This is a genomic window from Halalkalibacter flavus (genome assembly GCF_036663575.1).
Taxonomy (GTDB): domain Bacteria; phylum Bacillota; class Bacilli; order Bacillales; family Bacillaceae_D; genus Halalkalibacter; species Halalkalibacter flavus.
Map to the genome: position 1 here is coordinate 1 of NZ_JAWRVK010000067.1, position 15,008 is coordinate 15,008.

Annotated in this window: 12 protein-coding genes and 1 riboswitch; all 12 genes read left to right on the top strand. The window is 36.8% G+C overall.

The window, feature by feature from the left end; translation table 11 throughout:
• Nucleotides 1-399: 399 nt before the first annotated feature.
• A complete protein-coding gene (locus SAY88_RS23330) occupies nt 400-582 on the top strand; it encodes a hypothetical protein (RefSeq protein WP_332634730.1) in 183 nt (60 codons plus the stop codon).
• A gap of 1,026 nt (nt 583-1,608) precedes the next feature.
• Nucleotides 1,609-1,709: riboswitch (TPP riboswitch) on the top strand.
• A 96-nt stretch (nt 1,710-1,805) separates the two neighbouring features.
• Entirely contained in the window at nt 1,806-3,086 is a 1,281-nt protein-coding gene (locus SAY88_RS23335) for an acetylornithine deacetylase (RefSeq protein ID WP_332634732.1), read from the top strand.
• Between the two features lie 4 nt (nt 3,087-3,090).
• On the top strand, nt 3,091-3,765 hold the full coding sequence (gene tenA, locus SAY88_RS23340) for a thiaminase II (protein ID WP_332634734.1): 675 nt from the start codon (nt 3,091-3,093) through the stop codon (nt 3,763-3,765).
• Entirely contained in the window at nt 3,758-4,531 is a 774-nt protein-coding gene (locus tag SAY88_RS23345; protein ID WP_332634746.1) for an ABC transporter ATP-binding protein, read from the top strand. Before tenA ends, SAY88_RS23345 begins: the two co-directional genes overlap by 8 nt.
• The gene (locus SAY88_RS23350; protein ID WP_332634735.1) at nt 4,528-5,280 is read left to right on the top strand and encodes an ABC transporter permease; all 753 of its coding nucleotides are present in this window, start codon (nt 4,528-4,530) and stop codon (nt 5,278-5,280) included. The genes SAY88_RS23345 and SAY88_RS23350 overlap by 4 nt, the downstream gene beginning before the upstream one ends.
• Nucleotides 5,277-6,311, top strand: a complete 1,035-nt coding sequence (locus tag SAY88_RS23355; RefSeq protein WP_332634736.1) for an ABC transporter substrate-binding protein — start codon at nt 5,277-5,279, stop codon at nt 6,309-6,311. The genes SAY88_RS23350 and SAY88_RS23355 overlap by 4 nt, the downstream gene beginning before the upstream one ends.
• Nucleotides 6,312-6,717: 406 nt before the next feature.
• Nucleotides 6,718-7,413, top strand: coding sequence for a sporulation protein (locus SAY88_RS23360; RefSeq protein ID WP_332634737.1), 696 nt, complete (start codon nt 6,718-6,720; stop codon nt 7,411-7,413).
• Nucleotides 7,414-7,666: 253 nt separating this feature from the next.
• Nucleotides 7,667-8,764, top strand: a complete 1,098-nt coding sequence (locus SAY88_RS23365) for a LacI family DNA-binding transcriptional regulator (protein ID WP_332634738.1) — start codon at nt 7,667-7,669, stop codon at nt 8,762-8,764.
• Between the two features lie 204 nt (nt 8,765-8,968).
• Entirely contained in the window at nt 8,969-10,675 is a 1,707-nt protein-coding gene (locus tag SAY88_RS23370) for a glycoside hydrolase family 13 protein (RefSeq protein ID WP_431308911.1), read from the top strand.
• A 21-nt stretch (nt 10,676-10,696) separates the two neighbouring features.
• Nucleotides 10,697-11,947, top strand: coding sequence for a sugar ABC transporter substrate-binding protein (locus SAY88_RS23375; protein ID WP_332634741.1), 1,251 nt, complete (start codon nt 10,697-10,699; stop codon nt 11,945-11,947).
• A 74-nt stretch (nt 11,948-12,021) separates the two neighbouring features.
• The gene (locus SAY88_RS23380; protein WP_332634743.1) at nt 12,022-13,290 is read left to right on the top strand and encodes a sugar ABC transporter permease; all 1,269 of its coding nucleotides are present in this window, start codon (nt 12,022-12,024) and stop codon (nt 13,288-13,290) included.
• On the top strand, nt 13,291-14,133 hold the full coding sequence (locus SAY88_RS23385) for a sugar ABC transporter permease (protein WP_332634745.1): 843 nt from the start codon (nt 13,291-13,293) through the stop codon (nt 14,131-14,133). It begins immediately after the preceding gene.
• The last annotated feature ends 875 nt before the right edge of the window (nt 14,134-15,008 follow it).

Below are 15,008 nucleotides of genomic sequence, written 5' to 3' on the forward strand. Positions count from 1 at the left end.
AGTAGAAGAAAAGAAGTGAGTCCGAACCCTTTCTCTTCGTAACACAAAGTGAATTACTTCTAAGAACAACTCCATGAATAACCTTCCCCGTAGAAGAGAAAGGGTGAGCCAGGACGTTGTCAGGCAGGGCACGCTCCGCATGGAAATAGGAGAGACGAACATACGCTACATAATAGGAATGCGCTAGAAGGAGCAGCATCTAATGAAGCTGATAAGTTAACCAGATTCTTCTTTGGTGACGACCTTGCAAATAAAGTGATAAAAGAAAGCTTACTAACACTTCCTGAGTGTGCGGGTGTTTGGTGGTTGAAAAAAGATATATAATTAAAAGATAATACCGCAATTTATTCCTGTGAGTATTTTTATGATGGATAATGCGCGATAGGGAGGGAGTATTTAATGAAAAGATGGCAAGTTTTTTTACTAAGTTGGGTAATGGCAGGAATCATAGGAGTACTAGGAGCGGTTATAGCTCTTAACCTAGAAACATTAACCACTGTTCATTTAATCCTATTAATGATTGTAATGGGAATTGGGGTTGGAGGAGGATTGGGGTTAATATTAAAAAAGTTAAATAACTAAATCGTACTAAATAATATAATAATCAAAGCAAGGGGATAGGAAAGGTGTCCCAGTTCCTCTTTGAACATTTGACGTTGAGGCAAGGAATCTGTTCCTTATGTCGCTTGGACTAAATTAATTTCTTCACCCATAGTTGAAAATTAATATATTTAACCTACCCCGTTATGGACGCATCCTTTTAGTTTTAGGAGCGTCTCTTTTTATATTGGATTATGTAGTAGCTAGATAGTGAGTAATCTAAATTACAGAATATAAAATGTTAAAAATATACAGTAGGGACAGAGTAAGTTGTAGAATGATAAGAAACAAGAAAGAGGGACGAGTATGTCTATCCAATTAAAAGAGAATTGTTTGCAGCCTATGGATGGGCAATGTGTTATTAAAATACATAGAAATTAAGGTTTAAACATAGAAAGGATGATCCCATGTCCGACCGAGTAACCAGACTCATTCGTATCATTAATCTTATTCAATCAAGACCGGGGACTAAATCAAAAGAGCTTAATGTATTGATTTTGGTATAAAGGAATGTAATGTCACACATCGTTTTTCATAAAAAGCTAGTATTAAAATATTAACATGTAAGGAGAGGGCTAAAGTAGTCAAGGAAGGAGAGAGAATTGCAAATTAGTCGACAAAATCAGCGATATTTAATCGATGAAACAAACAAATTTCTTCAAGATACATATAGTAATGCTTGTATATTAAATATGATCTTAAAACCAAATACTATCGCAGATGTAAACTCAAAAAGAAGATTACTAGTTGTAAAAATTGATATTAGAACACGTGGCATAGATTCAGATTAACCTTTAAATAAATTATCTTAGGTGCTCTTAAAGAACCTTGTGTTAGGTACCTGCTCCCCATATCTGGTGAAGGTGAAAGTGAAAGTACTTATAAAGAAAGGGTTCTACTACGGGTGGTGCTAGGCACAATTACTTAGTGCAACTGTATATTTTTTATTGCACCTACTAAGGAACTGTGTTAGAAATAGACATAGAAGTATTTTACAACTAAAAACGAATTAACTGCTAGGGGTGCTTTTTAGCTGAGAGAGACGTTTGTCTTAACCCTTATCACCTGATCTAGGTCATTCTAGCGTAGGGAAGAAGTTTTACATGAACATATTACTGTTTAATATTTAGTAATAGTTTTGGATAAGTCCGCTTCTTCTCTCTGAAGGAGCGGTTTTTTTCATTTATCGAGTAGAGGTGAAAGCGATGAGAGAAAAATTACAAGCGATAGTATCACAAGTGGACGAGCATCGTGAGGAGTTAATCGAGCTTGTAAAAACGTTAATCTCCTTTGAGACACCGGCACCTCCTGCACGTAATACAAAGGATGCACAGACCTTTATAGCTAGTCGGTTAAAAGAGCTTGGGTTTGGAGTAGATATATGGGATGTATACCCAAACGACCCGAATGTTGTTGGAACATTAAAAGGGACCCATTCATCTGAGTATAATAGTTTAATTATTAACGGTCATATCGATGTAGCAGAGGTGAATGAGGAGGAAAATTGGGAAGTGGGCCCATTTGCCCCGCTCGTCCGTGACGGCGTCATTATCGGGCGTGGTGCTGCTGACATGAAGGGAGGAATGGCCGGTGCATTATTTGCCCTACAGCTCCTTCAAAAAAATGGTGTGGAGTTGCCGGGAGACATACTATTTCAGTCAGTTATAGGTGAAGAGGTCGGTGAAGCTGGGACACTAGAATGTACGAAGCGTGGATATACAGCAGATTTTGCAATCGTTGTTGATACGAGCGATTTACATATTCAAGGGCAAGGCGGCGTTATTACCGGTTGGATTACGATAAAAAGTAAGCAAACGTTCCATGATGCAACAAGGCGCAATATGATCCATGCCGGCGGTGGTATGTTTGGTGCAAGCGCAATTGAAAAAATGATGAAGGTGATTGCAGGGTTACAGGAGCTTGAACGCCACTGGGCAGTTACAAAAAGTTACCCAGGTTTTTTACCAGGTACAAACACTATTAATCCTGCAGTTATCGAAGGTGGAAGGCATGCAGCGTTTATTGCAGACGAATGTCGACTATGGATTACCGTGCATTACTACCCGAATGAAACGTATGAATCTGTGTCAAAGGAAATTGAAGCACATATATTAAACGTTGCTCAAGGAGATCCGTGGCTAAAGGATAATCCTCCAATGTTTACTTGGGGTGGAACATCGATGATAGAGGATCGTGGTGAAATTTTCCCTTCACTGGAAGTCGACCAAAATCACTCCGGTGTAAAGCTCTTGGCACATACTCACGAAGTTGTTTCAACGAAAGAAGCTATCATTGATGTTTCTCCGACCGTAACCGATGGCGGCTGGTTAGGAGATGCAGGAATTCCTACCGTTATTTATGGGCCAGGAGATTTACGAAATGCTCATGCGGTCAACGAACAAGTTTCAATCGAGCAATTAGTTGAATATACGAAGGTGTTGCTTGCGTTTATTTATGAATGGAGTCATACAAAGAGGAGTGAATAAGTAAATGAAATTTAGTGAACGTCTATACGAAAAGTTACAGCCGATTTGGCGAAAAAATCATGCTCATCCGTTTGTCCAAGGTATAGGAAGTGGGACGCTCGATAAAGAAAAGTTCCGTTTTTTTATGGTGCAAGATTACTTATATTTAATTGATTATGCCAAGCTGTTTGCCCTCGGGGCAATGAAAACCGATGATGTAGAGACGATGGGGAAGTTCGCTCACCTGTTAGATTCGACGTTGAATACGGAAATGGCTCTGCACCGCGAATATGCAAAAAAGTTTCATATATCAGAAGAAGAGTTAGAGCATGCAAAGCCATCGCCAACGACTCTTGCATATACGCATTACATGCTGCACGTCGGCCAAAATGGAACGATTGCTGATCTTGTTGCAGCCCTTTTGCCTTGTATGTGGAGCTACTGGGAAATTGGCAAAGAACTTAATCAAATTCCAGGAGCAGCGGACCACGAATTTTACGGTGAATGGATTCAGATGTACTCCTCCGAGGAATTTGGTTCACTTGCAATTTGGTGCATCGACCTTTTAGATAGTTTAACAGAAGGAAAACGAGAAGATGAATTGCTAAAGTTAGAGGAAATTTTCCTGAATACGACGAGGTTTGAGTATATGTTTTGGGATATGTCCTATAACCTTGAGATGTGGCCAACAGATGAGTAATGATGCTCTACAATTTAAGGAGGTAAGCTTTGCCTATAATGCTGAAGATGCAAATTCGCAACGAATGCTGGACTCGGTTAATTTGAATGTGACGAGAGGAGAATTTATCAGCATTATAGGGGCGAGTGGCTCTGGCAAAACGACAATTTTCAAGTTAATTACCGGGTTGGAGCAACCTACTGCGGGGAAAATTTTATTAGATGGATCCGAAAGAAAAGACCGCCTTGGCCATGTTGGCTATATGCCGCAGCAAGATCTTCTCATGCCATGGCGGACGATTATAGAAAATGCAGCATTGCCGCTAGAGATTCAAGGGGTCAGACGCTCGGAAGCACATAAAAGAGTCAAGATACTGCTGCAAGAGTTTGGCCTTCAAGGGGTGGAAAAAAAATATCCCGGCGATTTATCTGGAGGTATGAAGCAGCGCGTATCCTTTTTAAGGACGATATTAAGCGGTGCTAATGTTCTTTTGCTAGATGAACCGTTTAGTGCTCTCGATGCGATAACGAAGCTGACGATGCAGGAGTGGTTGTTGGTGCAGTGGCAAAAGCGGGAAAATACGATACTGTTTATTACTCATGATGTCGATGAAGCTCTATTTCTTTCTGACCGTATTTTTGTATTAACAGATACCCCTATTAGAGAGTTGAAGGAAATTGTTGTACCGTTGTCTCGTCCTAGAACCATCCGTGACATGAACAGCACGGAAGTAGTTTCGTTAAAAGAGCAGTTGCTTCGAAAGCTTCGTCATAAGGTGATGCTATGAGGTCGTGGAACGATTATCTGTTTCCTATGTCACTTGTGCTGGTATTACTTGTTGGTTGGGAGATAGCAGCTAGAGCAGTAGGAATGTCTTATATTCTGCCGGCACCGACGGAGGTTGTTTTAAAATTATGGGAATTGAAAGAGATCCTAATTTTAAGACACTTACCAGCTACGATATCTATCATTTTAGTAGGGTTATCAATTTCTATTATATTTGGGGTCGGATTAGCAATATGGATGAGCCAAAGTAAGATTGCAGAGAAAGCATTTTATCCCATTATGATTGCTTCACAAACAATCCCAATTATCGCCTTAGCACCAATTTTTGTTCTTTGGTTTGGTTACTCCATTTGGAGTAAAGTAGTAGTAACTGTACTTATTACTTTTTTTCCAATTACCGTTAATACGTTTGACGGACTTCGCTCAAGCAGCAAGGAATTAAAGGAATTGCTTCTTACTTTGGGTGCAAAAAAAAGAGATATCTTTTTTAAACTATACATTCCATCAGCATTGCCCCATTTTTTTTCTGGGTTGAAGGTAGCTGTTACGTTGAGCGTCATAGGTGCAGCAATTGGAGAGTGGCTTGGCGCCCAAGCGGGTCTTGGTTATTTCAGTAGACGAATGATGACGCAATTTGACGGAGCAGGAGTATTTGCCCCAATCCTATTATTATCACTCGTCGGAATCGTGTTATTTTTATTCGTTGTACTTATAGAAAAAATTACATTAAAGTGGAGGAAAACAGGGTGAAAAAAATTATTATCTTTAGTATGATTGCTGCATTATTATTGCTTATTGCAGCATGTGGAACTAACAATAGCGGCACTGCAAACGAATCGCAAGGAACTAAAGGAGAAGGAGCAACGGAAACAACTGAATTAGCAGAGGTTGATATTATGCTAGATTGGTTTCCAAATGCCGTACATAGCTATTTATATGTAGCTCAGGAAAAAGGATATTTTGAAGAAGAAGGTGTTAAAGTAAATATTCAGTTTCCTGCCAATCCGACTGACCCTATTAACTTAGCTGCAGCAGGACAAATCACATTAGGAATAACATATCAACCAGATGTTATCATGGCCCGCGAAAAGGGGGTACCAGTAAAGTCAATCGGTGCAGTCGTTCGTTCACCACTGAATCACATTGTTGTGTTAGAGGATAGTTCTATCGAATCACCTAAAGATTTAGAAGGAAAAAAAGTGGGCTATCCTGGGATACCGGTAAATATTCCACTTTTAAAGACAATGGTAGCAACAGATGGCGGCAATCCAGATGAAGTGGAGATGGTGGATGTAGGTTTTGAATTAGGGTCATCAATTGTAACAGGTAATGTCGATGCGGTTATAGGTGCCTATATTAACCATGAAGTACCAGTTTTAGCTCACAAAGGGCATGACACTCGTTTCTTTAACCCGGTTGATTTTGGGGTGCCAAGCTTTTATGAATTAGTCGTAGTAACGAACGATGCGAATTGGGAAAACAATGAGGATGCAATCCGTGCCTTTTGGCGTGGAGCCACAAAAGGCTATGAATTTATGAGAGATAATCCGGAAGATGCTTTAAACGTTTTATTAACAAATCAAGACGAAGCGAACTTCCCGCTAATTGAAGAAGTAGAGAAACAAAGTTTAGAAATTTTGCTTCCAAAAATGGCTTCGGAACAAGGCTTTGGTAGCCAGGAAGCTGCATCATGGGAAGAGACGATTCAATGGTTGAAAAACTATGGGTTAATTGAAGAAGAACCTGTAATCGAAGAGATTTTTGTTAATATTGTAGAGTAATGAATGGAGCTAAAGAAAAACTGCTACCCAGGGTAAAATATACCCCGGGTAGCAGTTTTTTTAGGGTAGTGACCAGGCACTATTAATACGTAAGAATGCATGAGGTGCTTAATTAGAATAGCTACCTAGAAGAAAAAGGGTGAGCCAGGACGTTGCCAGGCAGGGCACGCTCTGCATAGAAGGCAGGAGGAAAGGCACTATTAGTAAGAGCAGTCCATATTATGTTACAGGCATAGGATCGGCTAATAGACTTAAGGCTTATTCGAAAAAAGTTTGTTTCATATTATATAAAAAATAAGTAGTCCATATCTCTTACTTTCAATATAATAGATTGTATAACATAGATTTTTGTTGTTTTTCATGATGATAAAAACCAAAGACACAGTTATGAAGGGGAGATAAGTTTATGTTTGAAAAACTATTTTCATCAATTGGAATTGGATCTTCCAAAGTAAATACGATACTGTTTGAAAATGTAGTTGAACGAGGCAAGGAAGTAAAAGGTGAGGTTCACATTTTTGGTGGTAAAGCTGAACAGACGATTACAGAAATATATATTCATATTGATACAGAGTTCTATAAAGATGATATGGATATGACAGAATTTCGTCATTTAACAGAACCCATTTTAGAAATAAAAATCACAGATCCTTTAGTAATTCAACGAAATGAAGAAAGAGTGATTCCTTTTTCTTTTGTTTTGCCTTATTATGCGCCAATTACGTTTAAAGAACAAAAAATTCATATTCAAACGGAGTTAGATATTAATTTCTTTAATCATCCTGTAGAAGATCATTACTTTATTGTAAAAGACCCTTTGATTGAAGAGATATTTAGTTTTTTTGTTAGACATGGTTATAATCATACGAGCAAAAGTGGACTTTGTAGACATAAATTACCAACTGATAATAATCCAACCCACTGCATGCAAGCCTTTCATTTAACAAACGATCAAGGTGGAAAGGTTTACTTTGTTGGCAACGATATTAACTTTGATATTTATATTAGTGAAAATGACCATATCTCGCATTTTTCTATCAAAAGAGAAGAAGACCTTAACAAGCAATTGCAAAATCTCCCAAGCGCCATACGAAGTTTATAAAATCGATCTCGGACGGGGGACAGGAAAGGTGTCCCAGTTTCTCTTTGAGCTGAGGCAAGTAATATATTTCATTTACCCGTTATGGACGCATCCTTTTAGTTTTAGGAGCGTCTATTTTTGTATTCGATTATGTAGTAAGTAGATAGTGAGTATTGATGCGGACGGTATGCTTATCAAAATTAAATTTCTTTCCACTTGAGAACAACTAATTCACTACCCGTATACCTGTGTAGGATAACAGGGTGAATGATAGATGAATTATATTTTTAGTATTTTATTGAAAGACTTTTCGTTCTATGTTAACATCTACGTAACCGGTTACGTTACTAGGAAGAAGGAAATAATTATGACCTATACGATCAAAGATGTAGCCCAAAAAGCAAATGTCTCAACAGCAACAGTTTCTAGGATACTGAACGACCAAGGTGGTTATTCAGAAAAGACAAAAAGAAAAGTACTTAATGTTATTCAAGAATTAGATTACTATCCTAGTGGGGTAGCAAGAGGATTGACTAATAAAAGAACAGATACCATTGGTGTATTAGTCCCAAACTTAACAAGTTCTTTAATTACTGAATTTTTGAATGGAATTGAGTCAGTTGCACACAAGATAGGATCGAGTGTTATCGTATGTCACACAGAGTCGCATGGTGTCAAAACTTTGAAATATCTGCAACTATTACATGAAAAACGCATCGATGGTCTTATTTTAGCTAGTACAGCACTGAAAAAAGAGTATTATGATTATATCGTAAAGATGAGAGTTCCAGTTGTTCTGTTGTCTGCTTATTCAGAATTTCCCGTCCCTTACGTTACAGCGGATGACTACGAAGCTGCGTACACAGGGACCAAGTATTTAATACAAAAAGGTCATAAAAATATTGGGATGATTAGTGGAAATAAAGAAGAATGGATTGCCGGTAACCTTATTCCCAGAGTAGAGGGATTCAAAAGAGCTCTCTCGGACCACAACATACCTTTTAATGAAAGTTATATTGAGTATGGGAAGTTTTCTATCGATGATGGAGTAACAGGACTCAAAATTTTGTTAAATCGGGTACCCGATCTTACAGCTATTTTCGCAGAGAATGATGAAATTGGTATGGGTGTTTTGTCTGCAGCTTATAATTTAGGCATTAAAGTTCCTGAAAAATTATCCGTTATTGGCATGGATGATATAAGTTTATGTAAGTTTATGTCTCCACCGCTGACATCGGTTTCACTATCTCATAATGAAATGGCAGAAAAAGCTGCAAATCTGATGTTTAAAATGATTAACTCGGACACAGAAGTAAATAATTGCATCCTTGATCATCAAATTATTGAGAGAAAGAGTGTACGCTCGCAATAGTCTCTCTTTCAGAAATACGTAACCGGTTACGTGGCAATAGGATTTAATTAACCAGTAGGAATATTGATAGGGAACACAGGTAATTTTTTTGTATTGTTACGTAACCGGTTACGTAAATTTCACTGGATCAAAGTATAAAGATTAATAGGGTTTTAATGTGTTGGGTCATTTTATTTTTCTGTTTTACGTAACCGGTTACGTAAAATGCGACTATTGAAAATCAGGAGTGTATTATTTATGCAAAAAAAATGGTGGAAAGAAAGTGTAGCTTATCAGGTCTATCCAAGAAGTTTTAAAGATAGTAATGGAGACGGAATTGGTGATCTGCAAGGAATGATTCAAAAACTTGATTATATTAAAAGCTTAGGTGTAGATGTGATATGGATATGCCCAATGTATAAGTCGCCTAACGATGATAATGGTTACGATATATCTGATTATCAAGATATTATGGATGAATTTGGTACAATGGAAGATTTTAACCAATTGCTAGAAGAAGTTCATAATCGCGATATGAAATTAATTATTGACTTAGTAATAAATCATACTAGTGATGAACATGATTGGTTTATTGAGTCTCGATCTTCTAAAGATAATCCGAAACGTGATTGGTATATTTGGCGGAAAGGGAAAGAAGATGGGAACCCACCTAACAATTGGGAGTCAATTTTTAGTGGTTCGATTTGGGAATATGATGAACAGACTGACGAATACTTTATGCACTTATTTTCTAAACGACAACCTGATTTAAATTGGGAGAATCCAGAAGTGCGTCAGACATTATACGATACAGTGAATTGGTGGCTGGACAAGGGGATAGATGGTTTCCGTATTGATGCTATTTCACATATTAAAAGAGAACCTGGCTTCCCTGATTTGCCTAATCCCAAAAAGCTAGATTGTGTACCTGCAGCAAAATATACAACTAATGTGAAAGGGATTGAGAAATTTTTAAGTGAGTTCTCAGAAAAGACAGTTAAAAACTATGATGTAATGACTGTTGGTGAAGCTGGTGGTGTAACTGTCAAAGATGCAGATTCTTGGGTAGGAGAAGATAATGGTTATTTTAATATGATCTTTCAGTTTGACCATGTAGCGTTATGGGATAAGGGGAAAGAAAATACAAAAGATCTATTAGGCTTTAAAAAAGCATTAAGTAAATGGCAAGTTGGACTAGAGGGAAAGGGATGGAATGCTTTATTTTTAGAAAATCATGATTTGCCTAGAAGTGTTTCATGCTGGGGTGATGATGAACGCTATTGGAAAGAAAGCGCAAAGATGCTTGCAACAACTTTTTTCTTAATGCAAGGTACCCCTTTTATCTATCAAGGGCAAGAAATTGGAATGACAAATGTCCAGTTTAAGAGCATTGAAGATTACAATGATGTAGGAATGCTAAATTTTTATCATGAAAAACGTGAACAAGGTGAGTCTCACGAAGATTTAATGAAAACAATTTGGGCTCAATGTCGAGATAATTCGCGGACACCAATGCAATGGAATGCGGACAAAAACGCTGGTTTCTCTACCGCGAGCAATACATGGTTAAAGATGAATCCAAATTATATTTCTATTAATGTCGCAGACCAATTGGTAGATGAGAATTCGATTTTAAATTTTTATAAAAGTCTTATAAAACTAAGAAAAGATAATGAAGTTTTTGTTTACGGGTCTTATCAGTTATTACTGCCTGATCACCCTGAAATATTCGCTTATTTACGTGTTTTAGGCGACAAAAAGGCACTAGTTATCTGTAATATGACCGAAAAAGTAATTACAGTTGAGCTACCAGATAACCTAAAATACGATGAGTCTTCACTTATTCTAAAAAATTATAAAAAGCAAAATGGTAGTTTAACAAAAGAATTAATGTTTAGACCTTATGAAGCGTGTGTGTACTCATTAATTTAAAACAACTTAGGGGGAAATAAAATGTTAAAGACCAAATTAATAACATCTAGTTTTGTAGTGACGTTAGTACTATCAATGATTTTGACAGCTTGCGGGCCGCAACGTGACACAACGGTGATCGAACAGGAAGCAAGTAATGGCGAAGCGCCAGACAAGCCAGAAGAACTGACTTTCTGGGCATGGGATGATGTTATATCTACATTCCAAGTTATTGGAGATAGATATACAGAAGAAACAGGCATTAAGGTGAACGTGATAGATGCTCAAAATGCGGACCTATCCCTAGATGCACCTGCAGGGAAAGGACCTGATTTATATTACGAAACACATGACCGTATAGGTGATTCATATTTACAAGGTGTAGCATCGGAATTGACATTAACAGAAGAACAATTAAGCGGATATGAAGAGTCTGCATTAGAAGCGTTTACGTACGAAGGTAAATTATTAGGAATCCCATCATCAGTTGAAACGATTGGGTTGTTCTATAATAAAGAACTTGTCCCAGATGCTCCTAAGACAATAGAAGATATTACAAATATTGCAGCAAGTTTAACTAATACGGAGAAAGATGAGTATGGATTTTTAAATATAACATCAGATTTTTATCCAACGTTCCCTTTTTTAACTGCAGCAGGTGGGTATGTTTTTGGAGAGAATGAAGAAGGTGGATTTGATACGAGTGATATTGGATTAGCATCTGATGCAGTAGTAGAGGGAGCAAATTTAATTCGTTCTTGGCATGAAAATAATTATATTCCTAGAAGTGTTACTTACGATGTTATGAATGGATTATTCCGTGATGGTAAAGTAGGAGCTGTTATTTCGGGTCCTTGGGGAATCCCTGATTTTAGTTCTGGTTTAGGTGATAACTTAGCAATTGCCCCACTCCCAACATTTAATGGCAATCAACTACAATCGTTTTTAGGAGTAAAAGGAATGGCTATCTCAGATTATAGCGAAAACAAATATTGGGCGACAGATTTTGCATTATTTATGTCCAATCCAGAAAACTCTAAGTTTCTGTTCGATGAACTTCAACGGATTCCGGCACGGGGTGATGTAACAGTAGACGATGAGCTATATCAAGGAATTCAAGAACAGATACAATATGCTGTCCCAATGCCTAATATACCTGAAATGGCCCAAGTTTGGAATCCAATGGGTGACGCATTAGTGTTCATTTCTCAAGGGGAAGATCCAAAGGAAGTATTAGAAGAAGCTGTAGCTAACATAAAAGAACAAATCTCACTTTTAGATGGAAGTAACTAATGTTTTAGAGAGTATGGTGAAAGAATGCATTAAGCATTCTTTCACTTTAGATTGCCAAAGGCAGGTGCAAGAATATGAATAAGAAAAAACATAATCCAACGGTAGCAACTACGTTATCTATCATTCCTGGTTTAGGGCAAATGTATAACCGTCGTTTCTTGAAAGGAACAATTTTTTTTCTGTTATTTATCGCGTTTATAATGACCTTTTATCAATTTTTAAATATAGGATATTGGGGCCTTTTAACTCTTGGTGAAGTTCCTAGATTAGATGATTCGCGTGTCTTACTCGCTCAAGGGATAATTTCTCTTATCATTACAGGTTTTGCATTGACTTTTTATATATTGAATTTAATGGATGCGTATAAAGATGCTGTAAAACTTCAGAAAGGATATCGTCCTACTAGTTTAAGAGAAGGTTTTAAAGATGGTTGGGATAAAAGTTTTCCATATTTACTTGTAGGTCCTGGACTATTCTTATTAGTATTTGTTGTTGTATTTCCATTATTATTCATGGTCTTTTTAGCATTTACGGATTACAACCTATATAATTCTCCACCGAGAAACTTATTGAATTGGGTAGGATTTGATAACTTTACTTCTTTACTGACAGTACCAATTTGGCGTAGTACATTTTTGAGTGTTCTCTCTTGGACAATTATTTGGACATTAGTAGCTACTACCTTACAAATTGCATTGGCTCTAATATTGGCTATATTTGTTAATGACCCAAGAATCAAATTTAAAAAATTTATAAGAACAGTATTGATTTTACCATGGGCTGTCCCAGGGTTTGTTACTATTTTAATTTTCGCTGCACTGTTTAATAATGACTTTGGTGCAATCAATCGTGACATTCTAATGCCACTTTTTGGCCAAGCTATTCCATGGATGACGGATCCATTCTGGGCGAAAGTGGCACTTATAGGTATTCAAGTTTGGTTAGGTTTTCCTTTTGTATTTGCTATCTTCACGGGAATATTACAAAGTATTTCCAAGGATTGGTACGAAGCGGCGGATATGGATGGAGCTTCTAGCTGGCAGAAATTTAGAACTATAACATTTCCTCATGTAATGTTTGCAACAGCGCCATTACTAATCATGCAGTATGCGGGGAATTTTAATAACTTTAATATAATTTATCTCTTTAATCAAGGTGGACCTGCTGTGCGAGGACAGAATGCTGGTGGTACGGACATTTTGATTTCATGGGTCTATAATTTAACCTTTGAAACTCAAAATTACAATATGGCCGCTGCAATTTCAATCATTATCGGGTTGGTTATTGCTTCATTTGCATTTTATCAATTCCGCCGCACACGTTCCTTCAAGGAGGAAATGTAAATGTCTAGAAAAACAAAAAGCAATTTACAAGTAGCAGGAATGTATGCATTTATTGGCATCGTCTTTGTAGCAATATTATATCCTTTAATGTGGACAATCGGTCTATCGTTAAATCCAGGGACAAGCTTATATGGGTCTTCAATGATACCTGAAAACTTTTCATTTGTTCATTATCAGTGGCTCTTTTTTAATCCTGCTAGTGACTATTTACTTTGGTACAAAAATACATTAATTGTTGCAGTAATTACATCTATTAGCGCTGTAGCAATTGTTTCTCTTATTGCATATGCTTTTTCAAGATATCAATTTATAGGAAGAAAGAATGGCATATACACCTTCTTGCTACTACAAATGTTTCCAGTTCTTATGGCGATGGTTGCCTTATACATTCTTTTAAACATGGTCAACTTGCTAGATTCATTAACTGGTTTAATTTTGATTTATATAGGTGGAGCAATTCCAATGAATGTTTTCTTGGTAAAAGGGTATTTTGACACCATCCCTAAAGAATTAGATGAGTCAGCAAAAATTGATGGAGCTGGGCATTTTAGAATTTTCTTTACCATTATGTTGCCATTAGCAAAACCTATTTTGGCAGTAGTTACTCTGTTTAACTTTATGACCCCATTTATGGACTTTATTCTTCCGAGTATCATTTTGAGAAGTCCAGAAAATTATACATTAGCCTTAGGTTTATTTAATTTTATTAATGAACAATTTGGTAATAACTTTACTCGTTTTGCTGCTGGGGCGGTTCTAATTGCAATACCTATCGCAACTGTCTTTTTGTTCCTGCAACGATATTTAATTTCAGGACTAACATCTGGTGCTACGAAGGGGTAGTCAGGGAAAAGGGATTTTTATAAATTGTTTAATTTCGTTTAAAGGAAGACATTTCAATTATCAGTGAGTAGAAGGTTTATAACAGTTTATTTTTAGGGAAGTGCTAATAAGATAAGTAAAAGCAAGGGGATACTCCTTGCTTTTTTTAGTATTGAGAAGAATTTTAATGCAGATTACTTTATATTATGGGTAAACCGGGTGCGTTGATATGGAAGTTACCCAATAGAAGAACTTTAGAAGCGGTAAGAGAAGAAATATATCAGAGTAAGGTGCTAGGAGTGTAAGAAATAGAAATAGAAGAAATAGCAAAATTAGAAGCCTTTATGCAGTTAATTAAAACTAGACTTTTCCTGTAAAAACTTTAACGATATGTAGAACACCTAAGACAATTCTCGGCAACGATGATGTAGTAATAAGTATTCCTTTTGTAGAACCTTCGTCATTCACTACACCATTATTTGCGTGAATATTGAAAGGTGATGGCAGAAGCAGCTTACTTATGTATAGAGTAATGGCTTCTTATCTTAAAGTTTTAAATAAAAGTACTGTAGTAAAAGAGTATTAGCAAAAATGATTGTTGCTATTCGTTTCGAATTATGATAGATTATTAAATCTAGCCGCAAAAATTAATTTTAAATTAACTATTGCGCGGAATTATAATTCATGATATATTATTTCTTGTCGCCACGAACGACTGATTGATTCGGTGGTGAGTGCGAAAAATAACTCCTAAAAAGTTATTGTGCGGAACAAGATGATATGTTAAGATAATAAATGTCGCTGGTGGAACAGCGCATGAGAGTTCTTTGAAAACTGAACAAAAGCCAAGCGAAATAGAGATACATGATATCTCGTTAATTTCTAAAAGTGATTTA

Excerpts from the sequence above, each read along its gene's own strand:
- SAY88_RS23330 (WP_332634730.1), top strand. The coding sequence starts at position 400 with ATGAAAAGATGGCAAGTTTTTTTACTAAGTTGGGTAATGGCAGGAATC.
- SAY88_RS23335 (WP_332634732.1), top strand. The coding sequence starts at position 1,806 with ATGAGAGAAAAATTACAAGCGATAGTATCACAAGTGGACGAGCATCGT.
- tenA (WP_332634734.1), top strand. The coding sequence starts at position 3,091 with ATGAAATTTAGTGAACGTCTATACGAAAAGTTACAGCCGATTTGGCGA.
- SAY88_RS23345 (WP_332634746.1), top strand. The coding sequence starts at position 3,758 with ATGAGTAATGATGCTCTACAATTTAAGGAGGTAAGCTTTGCCTATAAT.
- SAY88_RS23350 (WP_332634735.1), top strand. The coding sequence starts at position 4,528 with ATGAGGTCGTGGAACGATTATCTGTTTCCTATGTCACTTGTGCTGGTA.
- SAY88_RS23360 (WP_332634737.1), top strand. The coding sequence starts at position 6,718 with ATGTTTGAAAAACTATTTTCATCAATTGGAATTGGATCTTCCAAAGTA.
- SAY88_RS23365 (WP_332634738.1), top strand. The coding sequence starts at position 7,667 with ATGAATTATATTTTTAGTATTTTATTGAAAGACTTTTCGTTCTATGTT.
- SAY88_RS23370 (WP_431308911.1), top strand. The coding sequence starts at position 8,969 with ATGCGACTATTGAAAATCAGGAGTGTATTATTTATGCAAAAAAAATGG.
- SAY88_RS23375 (WP_332634741.1), top strand. The coding sequence starts at position 10,697 with ATGTTAAAGACCAAATTAATAACATCTAGTTTTGTAGTGACGTTAGTA.
- SAY88_RS23380 (WP_332634743.1), top strand. The coding sequence starts at position 12,022 with ATGAATAAGAAAAAACATAATCCAACGGTAGCAACTACGTTATCTATC.
- SAY88_RS23385 (WP_332634745.1), top strand. The coding sequence starts at position 13,291 with ATGTCTAGAAAAACAAAAAGCAATTTACAAGTAGCAGGAATGTATGCA.